Source organism: Vibrio sp. K4 (assembly GCF_051122595.1).
Taxonomy (GTDB): domain Bacteria; phylum Pseudomonadota; class Gammaproteobacteria; order Enterobacterales; family Vibrionaceae; genus Vibrio; species Vibrio owensii.
In genome coordinates, this window is record NZ_CP178578.1 from 1889785 (window position 1) to 1913367 (window position 23583).

18 protein-coding genes and 1 pseudogene are annotated in these 23583 nt (G+C 45.6%); 4 read left to right on the forward strand and 15 right to left on the reverse strand.

The features are described from left to right. Positions 1 to 45 precede the first annotated feature (45 nt). Entirely contained in the window at positions 46 to 1605 is a 1560-nt protein-coding gene (locus ACLIIY_RS25990; RefSeq protein ID WP_434528816.1) for a methyl-accepting chemotaxis protein, read from the reverse strand. A gap of 429 nt (positions 1606 to 2034) precedes the next feature. Between ACLIIY_RS25990 and ACLIIY_RS25995 the strand changes: the two genes are divergently transcribed. Then, positions 2035 to 2607, forward strand: coding sequence for a YceI family protein (locus ACLIIY_RS25995; protein ID WP_434528817.1), 573 nt, complete (start codon positions 2035 to 2037; stop codon positions 2605 to 2607). A 118-nt stretch (positions 2608 to 2725) separates the two neighbouring features. On the opposite strand, the gene ACLIIY_RS26000 is transcribed toward ACLIIY_RS25995, so the two are convergent. The 8 genes and pseudogenes from ACLIIY_RS26000 to ACLIIY_RS26035 form a co-directional block, all read right to left on the reverse strand. Beyond that, a complete protein-coding gene (locus ACLIIY_RS26000) occupies positions 2726 to 3358 on the reverse strand; it encodes a cytochrome b (RefSeq protein ID WP_434528818.1) in 633 nt (210 codons plus the stop codon). Between the two features lie 138 nt (positions 3359 to 3496). Continuing rightward, positions 3497 to 6286: pseudogene (locus ACLIIY_RS26005) on the reverse strand (Ig-like domain-containing protein); the annotation flags it as partial. Between the two features lie 50 nt (positions 6287 to 6336). Continuing rightward, a complete protein-coding gene (locus ACLIIY_RS26010) occupies positions 6337 to 7257 on the reverse strand; it encodes an IS5-like element ISVa2 family transposase (RefSeq protein ID WP_010446562.1) in 921 nt (306 codons plus the stop codon). A 1021-nt stretch (positions 7258 to 8278) separates the two neighbouring features. Further along, positions 8279 to 9139 carry a nuclear transport factor 2 family protein gene (locus ACLIIY_RS26015; protein ID WP_334438504.1) on the reverse strand — a complete coding sequence of 287 codons (861 nt, stop codon included), beginning with the start codon at positions 9137 to 9139 and terminating at the stop codon, positions 8279 to 8281. 123 nt (positions 9140 to 9262) lie between these two features. Then, positions 9263 to 10141 (reverse strand): AraC family transcriptional regulator, encoded by an 879-nt coding sequence (locus ACLIIY_RS26020; protein ID WP_434528819.1) that lies wholly within the window; start codon positions 10139 to 10141, stop codon positions 9263 to 9265. A gap of 241 nt (positions 10142 to 10382) precedes the next feature. Then, on the reverse strand, positions 10383 to 11702 hold the full coding sequence (gene mepM / locus ACLIIY_RS26025) for a murein DD-endopeptidase MepM (RefSeq protein WP_434528820.1): 1320 nt from the start codon (positions 11700 to 11702) through the stop codon (positions 10383 to 10385). 226 nt (positions 11703 to 11928) lie between these two features. After that, positions 11929 to 12477 (reverse strand): AAA family ATPase, encoded by a 549-nt coding sequence (locus tag ACLIIY_RS26030; RefSeq protein WP_434528821.1) that lies wholly within the window; start codon positions 12475 to 12477, stop codon positions 11929 to 11931. Positions 12478 to 12520: 43 nt separating this feature from the next. Continuing rightward, positions 12521 to 13456 (reverse strand): LysR family transcriptional regulator, encoded by a 936-nt coding sequence (locus tag ACLIIY_RS26035; RefSeq protein WP_434528822.1) that lies wholly within the window; start codon positions 13454 to 13456, stop codon positions 12521 to 12523. 135 nt (positions 13457 to 13591) lie between these two features. Between ACLIIY_RS26035 and ACLIIY_RS26040 the strand changes: the two genes are divergently transcribed. From ACLIIY_RS26040 to ACLIIY_RS26050, 3 genes are all read left to right on the forward strand, one after another. Then, on the forward strand, positions 13592 to 14680 hold the full coding sequence (locus ACLIIY_RS26040) for a DUF1254 domain-containing protein (protein WP_045417864.1): 1089 nt from the start codon (positions 13592 to 13594) through the stop codon (positions 14678 to 14680). Between the two features lie 685 nt (positions 14681 to 15365). Beyond that, positions 15366 to 16697 carry a cytochrome ubiquinol oxidase subunit I gene (locus ACLIIY_RS26045; RefSeq protein ID WP_434528823.1) on the forward strand — a complete coding sequence of 444 codons (1332 nt, stop codon included), beginning with the start codon at positions 15366 to 15368 and terminating at the stop codon, positions 16695 to 16697. A 2-nt stretch (positions 16698 to 16699) separates the two neighbouring features. Further along, complete coding sequence (locus ACLIIY_RS26050; protein WP_009704562.1) at positions 16700 to 17692, forward strand: cytochrome d ubiquinol oxidase subunit II; 993 nt, start codon at positions 16700 to 16702, stop codon at positions 17690 to 17692. A gap of 73 nt (positions 17693 to 17765) precedes the next feature. Here the strand turns inward: ACLIIY_RS26050 and mnhG are convergent, their stop codons facing one another. The 6 genes from mnhG to mbhE are packed head-to-tail and all read right to left on the reverse strand — an operon-like array spanning position 17766 to position 23333. Further along, positions 17766 to 18065 (reverse strand): monovalent cation/H(+) antiporter subunit G, encoded by a 300-nt coding sequence (gene mnhG, locus ACLIIY_RS26055; protein ID WP_005443983.1) that lies wholly within the window; start codon positions 18063 to 18065, stop codon positions 17766 to 17768. Further along, entirely contained in the window at positions 18065 to 18325 is a 261-nt protein-coding gene (locus tag ACLIIY_RS26060; RefSeq protein WP_009699163.1) for a cation:proton antiporter, read from the reverse strand. The genes mnhG and ACLIIY_RS26060 overlap by 1 nt, the downstream gene beginning before the upstream one ends. A 28-nt stretch (positions 18326 to 18353) precedes the next feature. Next, entirely contained in the window at positions 18354 to 18830 is a 477-nt protein-coding gene (locus ACLIIY_RS26065) for a Na+/H+ antiporter subunit E (RefSeq protein WP_038896553.1), read from the reverse strand. Next, on the reverse strand, positions 18827 to 20377 hold the full coding sequence (locus ACLIIY_RS26070; RefSeq protein ID WP_434528824.1) for a proton-conducting transporter transmembrane domain-containing protein: 1551 nt from the start codon (positions 20375 to 20377) through the stop codon (positions 18827 to 18829). The genes ACLIIY_RS26065 and ACLIIY_RS26070 overlap by 4 nt, the downstream gene beginning before the upstream one ends. Next, the gene (locus ACLIIY_RS26075) at positions 20374 to 20727 is read right to left on the reverse strand and encodes a Na+/H+ antiporter subunit C (protein WP_061009158.1); all 354 of its coding nucleotides are present in this window, start codon (positions 20725 to 20727) and stop codon (positions 20374 to 20376) included. Before ACLIIY_RS26075 ends, ACLIIY_RS26070 begins: the two co-directional genes overlap by 4 nt. Next, positions 20727 to 23333 carry a hydrogen gas-evolving membrane-bound hydrogenase subunit E gene (gene mbhE / locus ACLIIY_RS26080; RefSeq protein WP_434529527.1) on the reverse strand — a complete coding sequence of 869 codons (2607 nt, stop codon included), beginning with the start codon at positions 23331 to 23333 and terminating at the stop codon, positions 20727 to 20729. Before mbhE ends, ACLIIY_RS26075 begins: the two co-directional genes overlap by 1 nt. Between the last annotated feature and the right edge of the window lie 250 nt (positions 23334 to 23583).

Consider the following 23583-nt stretch of genomic DNA (forward strand, 5'->3'; position numbering starts at 1 on the left):
ACAAAAAGGCGACTCGATGGTCGCCTTTTGCATGCTTGTTGTAGGTTAGATTTTGAACGAGCCGACGTAATGATCAAGCGTTTGTGAGAGCTCGGCCAGTTGTTGACTCGATTGCTCTAATTGCTCACTTGCATTTAGACCGAGCTTCACTGAGTTGCTCACCGTATCCATGTTCATGTTGATCTCGTTAGCTACCGTCGATTGCTGTTCTGTTGCCGTTGCAACCTGAGTATTAATATCCAAAATGGTCATTACCTGTTTAGAAATTGCTTCTAGTGCTTGTCGCGCAAGTTCCGTCTCCGCAGTTCCTTCTTCGATCAGAGCTTTACTGTTCCCCATCGAACTCACGGCATTTTGCGCTTCGTCTTGCAAGCGTTTGATCATCAGGTCAATCTCATCGGTTGACTGCGCGGTTTTCGTCGCAAGGTTACGCACTTCGTCAGCTACCACAGCAAAACCACGACCTGCGTCACCAGCACGAGCAGCCTCAATTGCAGCATTAAGTGCCAACAAGTTGGTCTGTTCTGAGATACCTCGAATCACCTCAAGGATTGAACCGATCGACTGAGTATTATCTGCCAAACTGACGATGATGCTGGACGTGCTGTTCATCTCGGTTTCAAGGTTTGTGATTGCCGTAGTGGTCTTTTGCAGCGTCTTGTAGCCTTCTTGTGTTTCATCCGTTGCAGTACTTGCCGCGCTCGCTGCACCTGCTGCGTTCGATGCAATTTCGTTAACCGTCGCAATCATTTCATTCATTGACGTCACCACCAGCATGGTTTGCTCGTTTTGCTCCTGCCCACGAGTCAACGCCTGTTGAGATTGCTCACGTAAGGCAGTTGCAGAGCCATTCAATGCAACACCAGTATTCACCACTTGCGAAATAATGCCATGAACCTTTTCGACAAAGACATTAAATGCTGATGAAATCTGAGCCACTTCATCATTGCCTTTTGTTGGCAAACGAACAGTCAGATCTCCTTCCCCTTGCGAAATGTCATGCAGTGCATTTTTCAATACAGATAACGGCTTCATTAAGTGGCTTAGCAGAAGTGAAAGTAGTAGCACGCAGAGTACAAATATCACGATCATTGAACCAAGTTGGTAGCTAATAATACCGTTCGTTGCTTGGCTCACTTCCGTAATTGGAATACCGATATCGAACGTGCCGTAGAGCTGGCCATTCACGTAGATTGGGGCCATGATATCGAACACCCACACTTGCTGCACATCCGCATACCACTTCGAGTATTGCTGCACACCTTTGGTTGCACCCGCCACCGTATAATCATCTTCGTATTTTTTGTTTAGCTTTTGTTTATCACTGTGTGCAACAGCAGAAACATTGCTATCGATTACAATGGCATAGCTTACATCTGAGCGTTGCTTTAACTGGTTAACTAACGCTTGGAGATCTTGGGTCGGATGGTTTGAGTTCTCTAAGATGTAACTTGCATTCTCAGCTAAGAACTCAGCCTGAACTTGAGATTTTTGCAAGATGATGTCATCGATTTTCTGACTTGAGATAAAGTAGGTAGACGCCATACTCGCCATGACAGCAATGCCAAACATGGCACAAACGGCTAATAGGATGATTCTTTTCATTATGGTTGTCTCAACGCAAGCGATTAATTTCTATCAACGGGGTTAATTAAGCCGATGGTTTGGCATTACTCTCTTTGCCAAATCACTCTCCCGCGACACTGGTTTTAACTATTCAGTTACGTTATCCGCATCAGGTGCAACAACTTTAATAAAATGAACCTTTTCTTATATCAGCATCACACTTTTATAGAATAACCATATTGGTCGTATAGATTTACCAACACCTTAATAAGTCATTGCTAATTAGCACATTTTTGACATAAAAAGCGTAAATGGCATCAGTTACATTGATATCAAATCATCATTAGTGAGCGCACAATCACATCGAAAAAATCATCGAAATCAATCGATTTAATTCCTTATTAACTTTTATAAATCCGAACTACTATCAAGGAGAACCGTTGTTCAACGTATATAAGGTTAATAATAATGAGAAAGACTTTATCCACCCTAAGCATCGCGCTTGCGCTATTTTCAGGTGCATCGTTCGCTGCTGATAACTACACGCTAGATTCAAAATTCTCCTCAGTCAGCTTTGCTACCATCAAAAATCAGTTTGTTGTTGAACCCGCGACCATCGATGCCCTCAAAGGCACGCTTAACAGCGAAGGACAATTTGATGTGTCTATCGACCTAAACAGCATTGAAACAGGCATTCCAATCCGTAATACGCGACTCAACGAAATCTTCTTCGAATCGGCAAAACATGCCCCTGTAAAAGTTGTCGGTAAAGTCGATTGGTCGACACTAGGCGAAGGCTCTCACAAGCTTAAAGTACCTGCTGAAGTGACGCTTTTTGGTAAGACCAAGTCGGTAGAATTCCCTGTTGTGGTACTCAATGCTGGCGATACTGTGATGGTTAGCTCAAGTACGCCTGTCATTATTGGCGCGTCAGATTTTGGTATCCCAACTGAAAACTTAACGAACCTAGCAGCAACGGTTGGTGGTATTAAGATTTCAGACCGAGTTCCACTCACTCTGAATCTCACCTTTAAAAAGTAGTTATTTAGTCCAAAACGGCTTGATAACGCGAAACAAAGGCTTGGAGGCTCACCAAGCCTTTTTTCTTTTGGTTTACGCGCTTTTTTTAATGTGCTTTAAAGCGCCCGTTTCCCTGCTATCAATTTTGCTTGGATGTACTCAACGCCATGCTTCTTAACACATCATTCTTACTCACGAAGTGGTGTTTCAATGCCGCCGCAACGTGCAACGCCACCAGCGTCGCTAATGTGGCACAACCAACTCGATGAACCATAAAGAAAAACTCATTCACTTCGGCATTAGAAATTGGGTTTGGAATGGCAAACAGCCAAAAGAATGGGTACTCATGCTTAAGCATCAAAAAGCCACTGACAAAGACAACAAACATCACAAGATAGATGGTGCCATGGGCCAATTTAGCAATGCTTTTCTGCGTACTAGGTATCGTGCTTGGTAGCTCTGGTGTCTTTCGAAAGAATGACCACCCCCAACGTACGATTAACAACACGGATGCAATGGTCGCGAATGACATGTTGAGCGTCGACAACACATGAAACAGTTGCGGCATATCCATCACAAACAACATGCCATAACCAGCAATGGTGGCGTAGATGATGATCACCGCCATTATCCAATGTAACCATTTACTAAACGCGTCATAGTGTTGTGACGTATTACTTTGGCGTTGGGGTGAGTCATTTTTAGGTTTGAATGCCTTATTTTGGGCGTGCGGAATCGCTTTCTGGTGCTGACCAGAATCTAGTTTTGACATATTGTCACCACTGAATTTCAATTGGAATTTGCATGGGAATACGGCGAGCGAGAGGCGTTCCCATGATGAAGATTGAAGAAATAACGGAAGGCATGAGAGCCTTCCGTCGTTCAAGTAGATTACAAGATGAGGTGAGAACTACTTGCTTACACTGATCATGTCGTTAAAGTAGTCAACTTGTTCTGCCATGCTCAAACCTTGGTTGTTTGAACCTAACGTCCACATAAAGAAACCACCGTAACCGTTATCTTTCTGCCACTTAGCACGGTCTAGGTTGTTTTGACGCGTTTCAACAAAGTTGCCACCTGGCGCCCATTGGCTGTTGATCGTGTTACCTAAAACAATCTTCGACTTGTCTCCAATATATTCAGCATAGTTCGCCATCGCGACGTCGTAGAGGAAGTTTCGACCTGCGTCATACGTCATTACGTTGAAGAAATCGAAGTCGTTCTTGGTTGCTTTCAGCAAATCGATCACTTCACCGTGGTGAGACGAACGGCCTGATGGTTCAATGTAAGAACAATTTTCGAACACACTCGCATCCATACACTCAACTGGGTCTGCACCTACATGGTAAGTCGTCAAAGACAGAACCTTCGTATTGCCTACTTTCTCACGGATCAGTTTGATCAGAGCAGTCAGATCTTGGTTCTCTTTGTCTGTGATTCGAGCGGCTTTCTCGAAGTCAAAATCTAGACCGTCAATGTGCACGTAGCCTGCTAACTGGTATTTACTGTAATCACAGCTACCATCAGGTTTTGATGCAAGACATTCACCTTCCATCTCTTCTGGTGTCAGATTCTTTTTGTACACAGGGAATGGCGTATGTACCAAATCAACCAATCCAGTCGCGACCGCTTCACGGCTTTGTGGCGTGCTGATCGCTGACCAAATGCTTTCGTACGTTTGACCACCAAACGCCACCATCATGGTTACATTTTCATTGTCATGCTTAAGTGTTGACCAAGCTAGGTACTGCGTTGGCATCCAATCCGGATTGTAATCTGGTGGCGTTAGCATGCCATCAGAGATCGTAATGTTGCCGCTCGCGTCCCACTTACCAAATGACAATAGGTAACCGTCACCCTCTGAATTGAACAACTGCTCGTAGTCATTCAAACCCCAAGATGTTAGGTAACTGATAGAGCGATCTGGGTTATCAACTAAACCACCACCGCCAGTGCTTTCTTTCACCGTAATGTTAGACGTTGCCGAAGTTTGTTCTTGGCTTGCTGTGTTTACCGCTTTAGCCGTGATCGCGTAAGCGCCCTTCTGTGCACCTAGCCATTCGTATTCGTATGGTGCTTCGGTGTCTTTGAATAGCTCATTACCATTTGCAATAAAGCTTACTGAAGTAATATCACCTTCGTAGCTCTTCGCGTCGGCTTTGATTGAAATTGCTCGACCTTCAAAGTAGCTCGAACCATCAACAGGAGAAGACAGCGAAACCACCAAGTCTTTATCGGTGATCGCCAGAGAAATTGGTGCGGCTTCTGCACTTGCGCCTTGGTCATCGTAAGCGACGACGGTTAGCGTGTATTGGCCTTCGTCTTGTGCAGGAACTGTAATGGTGTAGGTATCGCCTTGTGATGGAGTGCTTGATGTTGCCACCACTTGACCATTCAACTGAACATCAACGCGAGCAACTTCAGTATCGTCAGTCGCATCGACAATCACATCAAATGCTTGGTTTGGTGCAATTTTTTGTCCATCTCGAGGAGATTGAACATCCACCACTGGAACTGGGTTCGGATCACATTGCCCTACTTCGTCCCACGCGTCTTTCCACGCATCTGGATAATCTGGGTGACCTGTCCCAGGCGTCCAAACTGGGTTTCCACACCAACCTGCTACGGTACATGAATAGATGTTGCCGATATTGGTAACTTCATCACCCACCTTGTATGGCACGCCATCTTCATATTGAGGAACATCGCCACAGCTGGTGCTCGTGTCTGTCACAGTAATGGTTAGGCTCTTGCGAGTAACATGTTGTTCGTCATCTTGAGCTTCTGCGCGAAGCGTTGCTGAACCCGCTGTTTGTGCAGTCCAATCACAAGAGAAATCTTGTGTAGTTTTCGCGTCTAACTGACATACTTCAGCATCGTTAGCGAAGAACTTAACCGTCGCTAAGTCATCATCCACATCGGTAACATTAGCTGAGATCGAAATCGTGTCACCTTTTTGGTGAGAAGAGCCTGAATCTGGCGAGATAAACTCAATCACAGGAGGGTTCGGCGCGGTAGATTCTGATTCAACCGTGACTTGTACCGATTGTTCAGTCAGCTTTTCGCCACTCTCGTTGAACGCCATGACAGCAATTGAAGCGGCGCCAATTTCCGCTGGTAGCCAAGCTTGTTGATACTCGGTCGTTCCGTCTACTACAGGTTGTTCTGCCAGCTTAGTATTGTTGACCCAGAACTCTAGCTTGCTTGCACCTTCACCCTCTACGCTCGTGATGATGTCTACATTCGAGCCAGTGTAAACCACAGAGTTTTGTGCCGGCGCTAAGATATCCAATGAGAACTCTGGTGGAGGAACAACTTCACCATCGACTTTCACCACCACGGAATTCTCAAACGCATTGAGATCTTTCAGTTCGCCGCCAAAAGAGATGGTTAACGCCGCCGACTCACCAGATGCCAACTCACTGTCTACCCAAGATCCTGCTGGGAATTTAAGTGTTACAGCGTTCAACACGCCGTCAGCTTGTGTTGTATGAGCGATCTCCCATGATGGGTATGAAAGGTGATTTGATGCCCAACCAATGTCGTTAATTGCGACAGGCAGTACGAACTCAATCACCGCCTCACGCATGTCTGCGCTGTCTGAGCCAGTGTTTTTGATGTCTAACTTGTAAGTGCTCCAGTATTCGCTTTCTGATTGTGCAACCGCATCGGTGCTGAACTCCGCCGCCATGGCTTGGCTTTGTTGCGTAATTCAGACGAGAAACCAAACCTCCTAAAGTTGAGCGACTGTTATACAATATACTGAGTTTCAGGCATACCAAGCCCTGTAAGTTTGTTCAGTGCTTTGATCATGGCGTAAGTCTCGCCAACCTGAGCGTTGTAATTTCTTAGACTTAATTTCCCACCTAGCAACTGTTTTACTCGGTACATTGCGGTCTCTGACAGAGAGCGCTTATGATAGCCATACCGCTTTTTCCACTTCTTGTTGGAGCCGTAGAGCTTCTGGCAACCTACCGCTAAGTTACGAGGATGCCCTTGTTCCCAGAAGGCTGCTCCTTCTCTTGGCGGGATGAGCGGAACAGCTCGCTTGATCCGTATGGCATCATGGCAATTCCTTGTGTCATAAGCGCCATCGCCTGATATCTCAATGATTTTACGACGTGTTTGCTTGAGTAAGTTGGGGAGCACTTCGGCATCAGTTACGTTAGATAAGCTCAGCTCTGCTGCGACTATTTCGTGGGTGCTTGTATCTACCGCGATATGCAGCTTACGCCAGACTCTTCGCTTCCCATCAGTTCCATGCTTCTTGACCTTCCATTCACCTTCGCCATAAACCTTGAGGCCAGTGGCATCAATGGCCAGATGTTGTATTGCTCCTCTGGTTTTGGTTTTAAATGAAACTTCAACTTCCTTAGCTCGGCGGCTTATACAGGTGTAGTGCGGGCAAACAAGCGGGATGTTAGCCAGCTTAAATACGGAGTCTAGAAAACCTTGCAGCGCTCTCAAGGGCATAGAGAAAACGCGTTTCACCATCAGTGCGGTAGTAATGGCTAAGTCGCTGAATCGGCGAGGTCTACCACGCTTGCCTTGTTTGTTTTGCTTCCACTCAGCTATCGCTTCCTCATCAATCCAAAAGGTCAGAGAACCACGGTTGATTAAGGATTTATTGTACTGCTTCCAGTTAGTTGTTTTGTAACGAGGTTTAGGCATGAGGCTACGACGATTGATGGGCGTAGCCGCTCAGATCGTAGTTTCTTGATTTAGTTCCATCGAATTACGCAACAAAGCCCCATGGCTTGTGAAATCGGATTCAACAATAAACCAGAACAAAGCATTGTTAACCCTAACGTGCGATAACCAATGGAGTTTGTCTGCGTAGCACTGCTCTTTCTTAGATACATAATTAAGTCCTTAGTCTTATATTAATTATTTAGGTACTGCACAAAAGACCTGCAATTAACGATTCAATTATTTTTTGCAAGCACACTTAATTTATAAATAAAAATAACCAAGGCAAAAATTCCTTCTTACTTCTGGGATAAATATCAAACTTTATCTTTCATAGCGAATAACCACTCCATTTTATAAAGCTAATTATTATATCAACCAAGTTTAAATTCATGTTAAAGAATAAACTTAATTAGCTTATTTTAATTTAATTCATAGTAGCTTTGTCACAATCAAAAGAAAGGCGTTATTTTGAGAAAAAAGACAGCAATTTCTAGAGTTCTAACAGCAAGTTAGCAACAAAAGCCTCGTTTCACATTCAACACAAAGAACTAAAACTTGGTTAAATAAAACATGAAAAACATTAACTTAACTGTTTTTGCTGTAGTATTTTTCGCACAATAAATAAGTGGAGGATATAATTAAACCAATTTAATAACCAACACAAATGACAGGGATGTAAAAGTTAAGAAAATCAAATAAGTCGATTTTCAAAATATTATTTGGAATTAAAGTCACACATTTTTCATGCGCCACAACAAAAATACGAAAGAGAAAAATTAGAGCCTTAATTCTATTCATATTTCATAAAGGCCTTAATAATCCAGTTATCACTTAATGTCGTTAATTTCTGTACAAATAAAAGCCAAAGTTAAGTTGTTTTTATTTTACACCTGTATCACATTGATTTATTTTCGAACTATTATTGGGTATATAACTCGCTAAAACGAAAAAAGAGAGCCCACAATGTGACTCTCTTTTTCGTGAATGTTGTCGTTAGATGTTATTTAAAGCCGAACTTGCCATTGCCGTTCTTCCACTCTGACTTCGGTGGAATCGCTTCAATCGTGTCCCAATGCTCTACAATTTTGCCATTGTCGACACGGAATAAGTCATAGAACGCGACATGTTGGTTCATGAACTGTCCTTCACTCACTGATAGCACGAAGTTCCCTTCACCGATAATCAAATGGTTCTTGCTGTATACCATCGGCATGCCCGCTTCCGCTAATTGTTTAAGTGCAACACCCAAACCACTCAAACCGTCGGCCACCGCAACGTTGTGTTGGATATAGTCACTGTCTTTATCACCGATGAACTTACTGATCTGAGACATGTCCCCTTTCATCAGAATGGTTTGTACAAAATCAAAGACTATCGCTTTGTTCTCATCTGTTTTGTTTATATCTGTGATTTCTGTTGCACCGTCAAATTGAGTGCGACCACTTGGATTAGGTTTCGCCACGTCTTGTAAGTTATCCCAGTGCTCGACGATCAAACCATCTTCAAAACGGAAAATATCAAAGCCCGCTTTTGGTCCGAAAAAGTCGTATTCCGTGTGCAATGCCACGTATTCGCCATCTTGAATGGTACGAATCACTTTCGCTTTAGCACTGCCCTCTGGCAGCATCTTCATTACTTCGCCAAAGCCCGCTAAACCATCTGCAACCGCAAGATTATGCTGAATGTACTTGTTTGGGTTGATGTATGAAATCGCGTTTTGGTCACCAGTTTCAATGCTTGAGATAACCGCGACGGCTTTATCACGATTCGACAATTCATCGGCATTAACAGCGAAAGAAGCACTAGCAAAAACGGTGGATGCGATAACAGAGCTAGCGAAAAAGCGAGTCAATTTGTTCATATTATTTTCCTCTTGTTGGCTTGAGAACAATAATAGGAATGAATCAAAGACTCGTCTGTGTGGATGTGCGTCGGAAAATGGTCAATATCGAACATGAACACAAAAAGGCGTTCATACTCAACATCATAACTGTGGTTCGGCGTACAGCTTCTGGAATTGGCTTGGTGTCATATCAGTTTGATTTTTAAAGTATCGAACGAAATTACTCGCATCTTCAAAACCAAAGTCAAAAGCTAACTGTTGCGTCGTAACGTTACTCACCACCAAGCGGCGCTTAATCTCTATTGTGACAAACGCGTCGATCATTTGTTTCGCGGTTAAGTTCGTTGCCAGCTTGCAAATAACATTTAACGTTTTGTACGTTGATCCCATCTGCCCCGCATACCAGTTCGCATCACGAATATGTTCATAATTCGCCTGGAGCAAATCAAAGAAACGTGCAAGCTTGTAGCTCTGCTCTTTGGTTAACTTATCGTGCCTCTCTTCAGGTCTTAGGCGATGCAGCATTAGAGCGAAAGAAGAGAAAAGATACATGACGATCAATGGGTCGGAATGCTGACTTTCAATTTCCTTGATAACCTCGCCAATAAGCAGTTTGGCACTCTGGCAGGTGGCTTCGTCTAAGCTCAATACTGGCGAACGAGCTTGGTTTAAATGCGTTGGAGTGTAGTTAGGTAAACGCATGTTGGCATGCACTTGGTCTAAAAACGCTTGGGTGAAAATGATCACTTTGCCGGAGGGTTTGTTGGACAAATCGAAAGCTTGCACCTGCTCGCGACGAACAAAGAGGATGCTGCCAGATTCAAACGGATACTGCTTAAAATCCACCATGTGCATGCCACTGCCTTTTTCGATGTAAACCATCATAAAGAAGGTAATGCGATGCGGTTTTTGAGGTGAATGGCTTTCGTACTCTTGGCCATACAAGCTTTCTAGATCGAAGATTTCAATCTCTGCTTGATTCGATTTCTTATGGTCAAAGCCTAGAATTGGTATTTGCATTCACCCTCCACTCGTTACTACTTGTATTTTGGTCAATTTCAGCAGGAATGCGAATCGAACTGTATCACATAGCGCAACCAAGATAGCGTTTGAGGTGGTGAATGTCTGTCTAATCTCCCTAAACCAACATGCTGCTTAAAATAGCCCAGTCCATAAAACAACATGGTCCATAAAACACATGGCTCTTAAAACACAAAGGCAAGCCGAAGCCTGCCTTTGTTCATTGAACTATGCAAAGAGCCTAAGAGGCCTTTTTACCCTCGTTTGCTGATGAGTTACTCGCATTCTGCTCGGTAGCAACCATGTCATCAAACTCAGAAACTCGTGCTAGGAACGCAGGTTTGTCTTTGTTTGGAATCGAACTCGCCAACGGCAAATCGGCTGTCATCGAATCCACTGCACGGTTGCGCACCAGTACTTCGAAGTGCAAGTGTGGGCCTGTTAGACGACCTGTCGCTCCCGAAAGCGCAATCTTTTGTCCACGCTTAACGTGGTCGCCTTTCTTGACTAAGAAACGGCTCAAGTGCAAGTAACGAGTTTTGTACACACTGTTGTGCTCAATCACCAAGTATTTACCTGCGTAAGGGTGGTTACGAACAGCAATCACTTTGCCATCACCCGTTGAGTAAACTGGCGAACCCACAGGCGTCGCGAAATCGGTACCGTTATGCGGTTGAATGCGGCCCGTTACAGGGTGTCTTCGGTTCGGGTTAAACGGAGACGTAATACGTCGGAATTGTTTGTCGATTGGATAACGGTTAAAGGCTTGCTCTAAGCTGTTTCCATCACGGTCATAAAAGCGACCATCTTCAGCTAAAAACGCTTCTACGTCTTTACCACGCATCTTGATAGCAATGCCCTGCACTTCGGTATTGCCGGTTAAGTGGTCATCCACGTACTGACGACGCACCAATACATGAAAGCTATCACCAGCTCGCAGCTCGCGCGCAAAATTCACTTTGTCACGAAGCACGCGCGTAATGTTGGCAATCTGGGTAGTAGTTAATCCTTGTCGGTGCGCAGAAGATGAGAAACTGCCGTTGATTTCACCGGAGTACATTTCCTCACGCCATTCTCCAGGCTCTTCAACAAAGTCATAAGCGAATGTGCCATCGTCGTTCTGCGTGTAAATCGAACGTTCGACAAGGCTTTCGTGGAAGATTACTTGTTGCAGCGTCTTGGTGTCTCTATCTACCACAAACTCAAGGTGGTCACCTGGTTTGATGGTATCTAGTTTCAAGGAAGTTAAATCGGCTTCAAGAAGCTTTTGCGTGGTTTCGTATGGGACGCCCCATGAGGAGAAGATCGTGCTGAGTGTGTCACCTACTTTAACGAAGTAGTGAATACGTGCAATGTTGTCGTGATCTTGTGTTGCCAGTTCGGCGTTTGGTGCCGTGTCGTCTGTCTGAGCCTCGTGTACGTGAGCGCTCTCTAGCTCGGAATAAGGCGTGACCTCAATGGTGATTTCTTCTGGTTTCGTTTCTGCTTGATAGGTGAGATAGGCTGCAAGAGAGAATGCGGTAGCAGCGACAGCAATGAGTGAATAACGAACAAACTTCATAGTACTTGGGATAATCGGAAACAGTAATTGTTATGTTATAACATCTGAATCTCAAAATTTAAACATTGCGTATTTGAGAACTTTGTTTCTAAGCTTTTCTAGTCTCGCTAAGCGCCTATTTTGCTTAAATAAACCTTACTGTAAAAAAGGGTAAATTCCTCTTACCCTCTCTATGATTGCGTGATCACGGTTTAGTTCACTCTACTACTCGCAACTTCTATGAATTCTATATCAACTGCCGATCTTTTAAGCGTTCGAAAATAAAATCCACACGTTGTTCGATACTCATCGTCGGCACTTCTATCAACTCATAACCATATTGATGATATGCCGCTACCATGGCTTGATACGTTCTTACGGCTTCCGCAAAGTCTTGTTTTCTCTCTTCATCATTAGCAAAAATGGCTTCCCAAGGCGGAAAGATAAAGACAGGGTTGGCGTAACGGATACGCTGACACGCATCCATTAATGCTTGTGGAATGGGTAAGTTTTCTAATTGGCTATAACCGTATGAATCCACAATACAGCGGTCAAAGAAGACAAGCTTATTGAGTTGTTCGAAGGCTTGATGGTGGTTTTTCTCTTCACGCACCATCTCATCACGAAAAGCTATTTTGTCTTTCCACGGTAAAGCATCACCATCCAGAGCAACTTGCTGTTTAATCACTTTGCGCCCCACTTCTGGCGCGCAAGCGTAACCAAGCTCAATCAATTTTTCTATTACAGAGGTTTTGCCCGCACCTGGGCCACCTGTAAATACGATTAGGTTGTTCATGTAGACCTCGATTGTTGAAGCGTAATGATCGCCTTCCGCCCTTTTATGTCGGTCTTTGGTTATTCTCGAATCGGTGTTGTAGAAGAATTTTGATCTCTGAAAGAAGCCAGTTAATCAATGGGGTATCTTGAGTTTGATAGAGGTAATAAGCGTACACATCCATATTTTGCTTGGGTAAGCCTGTGCTGGAAGTAACGTTAGGATGAATAGCGACGATATCGTCTGGAAGTGTCGTCATGACACTGGCGACTGGGAAGAAGGCATCAGAATGTCGGATGGCATTAAAGTTAACCTCCGGCGAATCCGATTTCAACAAAATATCCGGAACATGACCGGCTTTTAACATGGTCTGTTCTGCCGTTTCGTGTCTTGTTTGCCAATCCGGGGTACGAATCAACACCATTGGATACTTAGCTAAATCATGAATGGTAACAACATCAAGTTGAGTGAGCGGATGCCCTTGCCTGACACAAAACATGAAGTGGTTCTTGGGCATCAACTCTTGTTTGATCTGTTTGGAATACCCTTCTGGGCCGTAATCCAAAGCGACGTGGATTTTTCGAGATAACAAAGCCGATTCTACTTGTGAACGCCAATCCATAATCTCAAATCTTGCGTTTGGAGCCTTCTCTCGCAATGTGGAGAACAGATCCACGCCAATTGCATTCGTCAGCGCATTGGTCAAACTGATAGAGACCTTTCCTTGGTATTTAGAAGGATCAAATGCCGCTTCTAAGGCTAATAGTCCATCAATCTGCTCGACCAATTCAGGAAGACGGCGCTCTAATTCGTAACAACGCTCTGTCGGTACTAATCCGTAACGCTCACGGACGAACAATGCGTCATCAAAGGTTTCCCTTAATCGGCTGAGCGCGTGGCTTACCGCCGATTGACTAAGGTTCAAACGTTCTGCTGCCTGCTTAGTATTTCTGGTTTCGAGCAGCACTCGTAATACTTTGAGTAGGTTGTAGTCAAACATACGCCGTCTCTTTCATCACTCTTTGTGTTAGATATTAATACAGTTAATTTCTAACATTCAACAGCTTCACTTCTGAACATATCTTGTTCTGCCTAATATGGGGTCAACGCTTCCTTAACCCTGAAAGGTCCTATTATGAAAAAGACGTCATTAGCACTGACCATGGCTCTGATTTCTTCGGCTGCTTTTGCTGCTGATTTGCCAACGACACAACAAGTGATCGACAGCATTGATTCCTCTAACTGGGCAGTAAATCCGCTTGATTACGGCATGACAGCAATGGAGTACCAGCGCAAAGAAGCTGATTTGTTCGCACAAAAGATGCTAAGCCGTGGTGAGTTGAACCAGTTCATCCACTTCCCTGGCCTATCTCAAGCGGGTGATACTTGGGTAGTCACGCCGAATGTCGACAACGTCTATTCCCTTGCCGTTATTGATGCGCGTAAAGGCTTCAAGATTGAAATCCCAGACATGGGTGATCGTTTTGTCTCCCTTCACATCCAAGACCAAAACCATACTTTTGTTCAGTACACTTGGACACCGGGTGTGTATGAATACAAAGCGGGTGATATTGAGACCGACTACGTGTTTATTGGCGTTCGTGTAGGAACAGACGCAACAGCCGATGACTTGGCGTACATCAAGAACGAAATTCAACCCAAGATGAAGATTGAGTCAAACTCAGCCGTTCCATATGCCACTGACACCAAAGAGGAAGACATCGCTGAGCTGCGTTCTGCCCTACTTAAAGAATGGGGTAAGTTACCTGACATGTACGACACGGTGCAATTCGATATTCATGATGTGTCTAATTGGGAGAAATGGACGTACACCATTGCTGGCTCTTGGGGTTTGAGCCCAGAATCGACGGCAATGTATGCTTCTTGGGCGCCTGAAAACACCAAGGCGAATGAATGTTACACCGCAACGTTTGACCATGTTCCGGCGAAAGCCTTCAGCTCGCTGACCATGTACAACTCAGATAACTACTTGATGACAAACGACCACAATATTGTGAGCACAAACCGTAAAGACTTTAAGAGTAACGAAGACGGCAGCTTTACGATCATTTTTGGTGGGGAACAATGTCATGCCATCGCAGACGAAAAAGGCGTGAACTACGCGAAAACACCAGTAGATGGATGGCGCGCACAGCTTCGAGCTTACGTGCCAGATGTGGAGAAGATGAAACACTACCAGTTACCAAAACTCGAAAAGCTGTAGTGAAAGCGCTCTAGACAATTTCAATTAATAATTTTCAAGGACAAGTTAACGCTTGTCCTTTTTTGTTGCTTGTCCCTTCTTTTTTAGAGCAAGACAAATAATAGAACACTTTTACGTTGGAACTAAAATATGCACTTAAGTGCATTATTTAGCCATTAATTAATGGAGAATTAAACGTAGTCACAAAAGAATGGAATGGTTGGCGAAAACGCTAACGTTCTACTCGATTGTTGTGTCTTTCAAGATCTCCGAGTGATTAGCCAAGCACTCTTATGTATCTAGCAGTCATTGACTCGCGCGGATGACTCCAATTCCGCGCCGTTTTTTTGTCTGATAAACCAAAATCGAACATCCAAAGCAACGAACGCGAATATCCTTACTAAAAACACTGTTTCTGTAATTTTATTTCAGAATTATCGAAACCATCATAAGGATAATTCGAACTAATCTTAATTCATGCAACTTCAGTTACATTTGCTTTCTTTTACTCACTTCTCGCGACTATTAGCGGCATTTTGAGACAATTTCCCACACTCCTTTCTTTGTCTTAGTTGATATAAATCATGGTTAGAAGAAAACAGAATCACCTGTATTTCTCGATACATGAATCCAAACTGCCCAATTTTTCGTAACTAAATTACAGATAGACACGATTTTTAGCACGGCACGTTTTTGAGGAACCGAGATGTTAGATACCCTCATGCTGTCGCGGATCCAGTTCGCGGCCAATATCAGCTTTCATATTCTCTTCCCGACCATCACCATCGCGTTGGCGTGGATGTTGGTGTTTTTCAAGTGGCGATATAACCGCACACAAGCTCCCGTATGGCTCGATGTTTATTACTTCTGGGTCAAGATATTCGCTCTTACTTTCGCCTTAGGTGTGGTATCCGGCATTACGATGAGTTTCCAGTTTGGTACCAACTGGCCAGGCTTTATGGAGCGAGTCGGAAACGTTGCAGGACCATTGCTCGGATACGAAGTGATGACTGCCTTCTTTATGGAAGCCACCTTCCTTGGTGTGATGCTTTTTGGACGAGGACGAGTACCGGAATGGGTTCATACTCTCGCAACCGTTCTGGTTGCAGTTGGGACAAGTATGTCCGCATTTTGGATTCTGGTGCTTAACAGTTGGATGCACACACCAAGTGGCTATGAAGCGATTGACGGTATTGTGCATGTAACCAGTTGGAAGGAAGTCATTTTCAATCCTTCTTTACCTTACCGGCTTTTACACACGCTATTAGCATCGGCGCTGACTGCCAGCTTCTTGATTGCGGGTATCTCGGCTTATCAAATAATGAAAAAGCCAGATCACCGCTCAGCCAAACTTGGCTTAAAAGTCGCGTTGTTCGCGGCGGCTGGATTCATCCCAGTACAAATCTTTGTCGGTGACCTGCACGGGTTAAACACGCTTGAACATCAACCTGCAAAAATCGCAGCGATGGAAGGCGTGTGGGAGACCGAGCAAGGCGCGCCTCTTCTTCTGTTTGCGATGCCAAATGAAGAAACTCGCAGCAATGATTTTGAAGTGGGCATTCCGAAGTTGGCGAGTTTGATTCTTACGCATGACTTAGACGGGGAAATCCAAGGACTTAACGAATTTGTACCTGATCACCCGCCAGTGAAGCCCTTGTTCTTTGGTTTCCGCGTGATGGTTGGTGTGGGAGTTCTTATGCTGCTGGTTAGCTGGTACGGCGCGGTGAAGCTAGCACGCAAAAAAGCGCTACCCAAACCTTACCTGTACACAGTATTAGCCATGACGTTCTCTGGTTGGATAGCCACACTTGCGGGTTGGTATGTTACTGAGATTGGCCGACAGCCTTGGTTAGTCAGCGGTGTATTGCGTACATCAGAAGCCGTCACCACGGTTGCGAGCAGTAGTGTGATGACTTCGCTCATTATGTACTTAGCCATTTACGCGGCATTGCTGGTTGCGTACATCCATACCCTGTTCTATTTGGCGCGCAAAGACGTTGCAGCCCATGAAGTCCCACTGACACAACAAGAGGCCTAATCATGCTCGACTATCTACCAGAAATTTATCTTCTGCTGCTTGGCTTCTCGGTCTTTATGTATGCCGTGCTCGACGGCTACGACCTTGGTGTCGGTATCCTGTTGCCAAGTGATAATGAAGCGCAACGTGACCGAATGATAGCGTCTATCGGCCCTTTCTGGGACGCGAATGAAACGTGGTTGGTGTTAGCCGTTGGTATTCTGCTGATTGCCTTTCCTACTGCACATAGCTTGATTTTGACGGAGCTTTACATGCCTACTGCCATCATGCTTATCGCACTGATCATGCGTGGCGTGGCGTTCGACTTCCGCGCCAAAGCGAACTCGGATCATAAACCTCATTGGGATTGGTGCTTCAGAATTGGCTCGCTAATCACCGCACTAACCCAGGGTTACATGGTGGGTCGTTACATCATGGGGTTTGAGCAATCAACCGAAGCATTTGGCTTTGCATGGTTAAGCGCACTTTGTGTAACGGCGGCGTATGTTTACATCGGCGGCGCATGGTTGGTACTGAAAACGGAAGGTGATTTGCAAATACGTTCAGCACGTTGGTCTCGCCGTGCTGGTTGGTTAGCAGCCTTAGGAATCTTAGTCGTGAGCGTTGTAAACCCAATTGTAAATCAACAAGTTGCCCTGCGTTGGTTCAGCTTCCCAGAAGTCTTGTTGCTTGCTCCAGTTCCGTTAATTGTGTTGGCGACCATCTTCCTCGTTGATCGCTATTTGCGTCAGGTTCCAATGGTGAATGATCTGGGTGTGCGCTGGCCTTTCTTTGGTGTCACCGTCATTTTCGCGTTGAGCTTTCTCGGTCTTGCGTATAGCTTCTTCCCAGAAGTTGTGCCGGGATTAATGACCGCACAAGAAGCCGCCTCCTCACCTGCGACGTTAATGATTGTAGGCTACGGCGTAATGATCGTTATGCCGATGATTTTGCTTTACACCTTTATGGTGTATCGAATCTTCAAAGGCAAAGCGACCGAGCTCAGCTACAAGTAGATAAGACAATTACCTATATAGAAACGCCGCTGATTTAGCGGCGTTTTTGTTTCTACCACAAGCCACATAAGCCCTATTTCTTTTTATTTCTCCAGATTTGATAACCACTTTCTTGCGTCGCCTTACCCAGCAAGTGTGCCGCTACCGGGGCGGTGATAAAGATAAACAACATTGTGCCAATCACTCGAGAAATTACCGTGATATCCGGTATCGCTATCGCCACTGCCAATAACAGCGAAGCTAAGCCCACCGTGCCGGCTTTGGTTGCGGCGTGCATTCGCGTGTAAAGGTCAGGCATTCGTAAGATCCCAAGACTCGCGATGAGCGTAAACAAGGTTCCGAGACAGAGTAAAATCCCTACAATAATGTCCATTACACCTCTCCTTTTCTTTTGAAGATCAGCCTTGCAAACGCAATCGTCCCGAGGAAGGCCACTAGACCGAGCGTGATAGCAATATCCAACAAGGATTGTTGTCCACTATCTAAGGTATAAACGGCAATAAAGCCCACTGTCACAAATGAAATCAGATCAAGCGCTATCACTCTATCGGCCAAAGTTGGACCAAGAACCAAGCGAATGAATGCCATCACGACACTGAGCAACAAACCAATATAAGCGAACGTGATGCTCATCTGTAACCAACTACCTACCTGTAATCCATCAGCCACGCGTCACCTCCAAAATCCGTTTCTCTAAGCCGTCTTTGATTTCTCGAATTACCTTTTCATGCTCGGGTGCAAACATCGCGTGCACAACCATGTGCTTCTTATCTGGCGTGACATCTAGGCTCAAGCTTCCTGGAGTAAGTGAAACCATGTTAGCGAGCAAAGAGATCTCTAAATCTGACTCAACATCTAACGGCACATAAACAATATCTGGGTCACTCAAATGGGTTGGCGTGACCACATCCCAGACGACTCTGGCTACCGATATCACCATCTCATAACAGAAGAAAAGAAACAGGCCGACCAAAGCACGAAAGCGTCGGAAGTAACTGGTTTTCAACCCAAACGGTTGACTGAGTCGCAATGCCAAAAAGCCGACCACAAAACCAAGAATGAAATTCGTGCCTGTATAGTTGCCGTTTAGCAGCATCCAAGCCAAAGCGAGAAACAAGTTTAAAAACAGATAAATCATTGGTTCCCTCCCGGCGCATTCAATGCCATCTCAGCTATTACAATGTCATCCAACGCGCTCTCTCCAAGAACCGCTTTTACGTAAGTTTGGGGCTCAATCAGCTGCTCTGCGGCGAGTTCTGCAAATTGATAAAACGGCTCGGCTGCCAAACCAATAATCAGACTTAAGGTGGTCAACGTGGCTATTGGCACGCAATATAATCCTTTTGTGTACTTGTTCATTGGCTGTGCTTTCAGTGTTTGTAGGGGCTTTTTCCAAAACACTTCGTTCCAGATCTTGGTCATCGAGAACACCGTTAACAGACCAACTAAGAGCGCCGCCCCTGCAAGCCAATACAACTCGGTTTGCAAACTAGATTTGATGACAAGGAACTTGCCCCAGAAGCCCGACAAAGGTGGAAACCCCGCTAAAGAGAATGCAGGAATGAGAAACAAGAAAGCGAGCCAAGGCATGGCTTTGTATACGCCGCCTAATTGCCCCAGGTTGCCCGAGCCATACTTACGCTCGATAAAGCCGCCAATCAGGAATAGATTTGCTTTCACTATGATGTGGTGCACGATGTAGAAAATCGCACCCGCAATGGCAAGCGGCGTGTAGATCGCCAATCCCATGATCATGTAACCAATCTGGCTGATGATATGGAAAGAGAGAATCTTTTTAATGTCGTACTGGCTCGCGGCCCCCAATACGCCAGTTAACATCGTAAGCCCTGCCACCCACATCAAAGTCGGCTGCCAACCGCTTTCTGAGAGTGGGAAAATCAAGGTGAACACTCGGATTAATGCGTACACCCCGACCTTGGTGAGCAACGCAGCGAATAGTGCGACAACCGCGCTCGGCAACGTATGGTAAGAAGCAGGCAGCCAAGCAAAAACGGGGAACAACGCCGCTTTAATCGCAAACGCGAATAGAAACAGTACCGCGAGCAAGGTTTTGGTGTCTGACGGAATCAGTGCGGCTTTGGCGTGTAAATCCGCGAGGTTCAAAGTCCCTGTTGCGCCATAGAGTAAGCCAATCGCGAGCAAGAAGACCAAGGTCGAGATTAGATTGAGCATCACGTACTTCACTGCTCCATCCACTTGTTGCTTTGATCCATCTAAAATCATCAAACCAAACGATGCTATCAACATCACCTCGAACCACACATAGAGGTTGAAAATGTCGCCAGTAAGAAACGCACCATACACGCCGGCCAACAAGACATGCATCAGCGCATGAAACGTGCCGTACGATGCTTTTTCTTGCAGATCGCCCATGGCGTAGAACACGCTCACTACGCCAATAATGGCCGTCACTGTCACCATGGCGACGGCAAGATAATCCGCCACAAAAACAATGCCAAATGGTGCCGCCCATTGACCAAAGGCTACTGCTTGTGGTCCACCGTTGATGACATCATGGGTCAACAATGCTGCAAGCACCAAGGTTGCCAATGCGCTTGTGCCGCTTATTGCATCCACCAGCGCTTTATTACGCTTCGCGCAGAAGATAGCGACAGCGGTAAGAAGTGAAACAACTACGGGTAACGTCAACCAAATCGTCGTCATTCATCCTCCTCAGAATGTCGCATCGCATCCACATCTGCCGAGCCCGCTTCAGAATATGCACGGTAAAACAGCATTAATGCGAACACCAACAAGCCAAAGCCAATCACAATGGCAGTCAGAATTAAGGCTTGAGGAAGCGGGTTTGCCGCACCTACTGGTGGCAACACTGAATTCGCCTCGATCAATGGCGGTAGTCCGGGAGTTAAACGTCCGGCAGTGAAAATCGCGATGTTCACCGCACTGCTCAACAAGATCAAACCGAATAGTAAGCGTAAGATGTGTCGTTCAAGCATGAGATAGACACCAGCCGCGACAAACACACCGACCACGAGACTCCATAGTATTTCCATCAGTCCAACTCCTCATTCACGCGCAGCAACATCCCCATCACACCACCAATAATGGCGAGGTAGATGCCGACATCGAATATTAGCGGTGTGCCAAGTGGCAGAATGTCTTTCCACCACAAACCCGTTAAGAACGGCAAATTGAAGGCAAAGCTCATTAGGCCAGCCACAAAGCTTAAGAAAATGCCAAACAGAGCAATGCTAAATGGCGCGTAATACAAGCGGTCACGAACATACTTTGGCGATTCTGCAAACATCAGTAGCGCAAAACCAATCACAGCGATCAGCGCACCAATAAAGCCACCACCCGGCTCGTTGTGACCTCGTAACAAAAGGTAAAGTGAGAACACCAACATCAGTGCTGCAACAATGTGTGCGGTGGTCGCAAAGATAAGGGAACGGATACGGTTTCGCTTGTGGTAGTGCGTTTTCAACAAACTCACCGCAGCGATACCAGCCATCACGACCACAATCACCTCGCCTAACGTATCGAAGGCTCGGAAATCGACCAAAATCACGTTGACGATGTTGCGTCCATGCCCGCCGGGAACGCTATTCTCTGCGAAGAAATCAGCCAGAGTAGAATCTAAAGGTTGTGCGGTGATGTTTATCAACAACGCAGTCACCGACATACCAATCACACCTGCTATCGCCCCGTGAAGTAATCTTCGACGTACATAATGTTGCGGCACCGTCAACAAACCTGGGATGTGGCGTATCAAGAGCACCACAAATACAACCATCAAGGTTTCAACCAACAATAAGGTTTTCGCGACATCTGGTGCGCTGTAAAGCATAAAGACTAAGGTGGTCATAAAGCCCACCACGCCAAGGGAAGAGACCGCCAGCAAACGAGACGTGGTAAAGGTGCAGACTAAGGCAGCCCCAATGAGAAGCAGTGCAATGCTGATCTCGTAGAAACTAATGTTTGCTAATGCAGCAAAGCGAGCTTGTGGGATCACTAACGGGCTACTCAACAGCAATCCAGCCAGCACGATAAAGAACAACAACACATAATGGCTTAAGCGCTTTTGCTGCAATAACTGCGTTTGCCATTTCGCCAAACGCATCATGCTAGCCATGATTTTGTCGAAAACGGATTCTGCTGTTGGCAACACGGGTACTTTACGTTGCCAAATCACTAGCAGCCCCGGGTAGACTCGATACAAAACAAAACCGAGTAACAAAGTTAATGCGCTGAGCGCCAACGGCAGATTCACGCCCTGCCACAGTTTGGCAGCCTCTGGTGCGGAGTCAGGCAAGCTCGACAAAACACCCGGAATAACTACGTTGTTGTTGATCCACCCTAAGCCAAATAACGGAGCAAGCACACTGGCTATGGCGAGCAGCATTGCTGGCATCCATAACCCTTTATTGGCTTCCACTTTCTCGGCTGGTGTTGGGTTACCTTCATACGTCGCGAAGAAAGGTTTAACGATCAGTGCCAGCGCCAAAGCAACCATAGTGACGTTAACCAAAAGGAATATCGTAGTTAGGGTGATACTCACTTCCAGACCGGATTTGTACATGTACTCTTTACTTAAGAAGCCGAGTAGCGGTGGTACACCTGATTTAGACGAGGCAGCAAGGATTGCGGCTGTGACACTGAGTATTAGTACTGCTTTCAAACCATGCAACATTCGAATATCACGCGTCCCTGTCGCTTTATCGATATTACCCACCACCATAAACAGCGCTGCTTTGTAGAACGAGTGCGCCAAGATAAACAACAGCGCGGCCATCATCGCTAACTCAGTCCCCATGCCTATCAATAGCACCAATTTACCTAAGGCGACGTTGGTGCTGTATGCCAGCATCAGCTTCAAATCGGTTTGCTTTAGGGCCAGCAGCGCGCACCATATCGCGGTAAAACCGCCAAAAATACCGAGCATGTAAAACCAAATCTCGCTGTGTGAATAGATAGGTGACACACGGGCAAGTAAGTACACCCCAGCCTTCACCATAGTGGCAGAATGAAGATAGGCACTCACTGGCGTTGGCGCTGCCATGGCATTGGGTAACCAGAAGTGGAATGGAAACTGCGCCGATTTAGTAAACGCACCGAGTAAGATCAGAATCAACGAAGGCAAAATCCATTCATGTTGTGCAATCAGCGCACTTTGCGCGACGATGGTACTTATCTCATAGCTGCCAGCCATTTCACCCAGCAGTATCAGACCTGCTAATAACGCTAAGCCACCAGCGCCAGTGACAATGAGAGATTGCAATGCATTCTTGCGGGATTTGTCTTTCTCATGATTAAAGCCAATCAAAAGATACGATGTGATAGTAGTGAGTTCCCAAAACACAAAAAGGAGCAGGATATTGTCGCTCGTGACAACTCCGAGCATGGCTAACATGAACAGTGTTAAATACAGGTGGAAAGAGAATCGAGACGAATGCCCCTTCAGGTAAGCCAGTGCGTAAATCTGGATAAGCGCACCGATGCCGCTGATCAAACATGCAAATAGGAAAGACAAGCCATCCAACTTGAAGCTCAGGTTTACATCTAAACCCGGAACCCAAGCCGCTTGCCAACTTACGCCTCCCGGCTCATACCAACTAATGAGCGAGACGAAAATGACCATCGGCAGCAAAGGAAAGATCATAAGAACCAGCGAACGATCTTTTGAGCCTTGTGTGTTTTTATTCCCTATTACGCTATTCAATATCGCCATCCATTTCGTTAGGTTCACACTTGGATGGTGACTCATAGAATCAACGGAAAGACCGCCCTCTCCTGATACTTCAGGCTTCAACCAAAATTGTCGATTTGGGTGTTAGAAAGGCAATCCGAGCAAGACAGGTGAACGGATTATCTAGAATGCGAAGGCTTTGAAGCAGACCGCTGAAAACTTA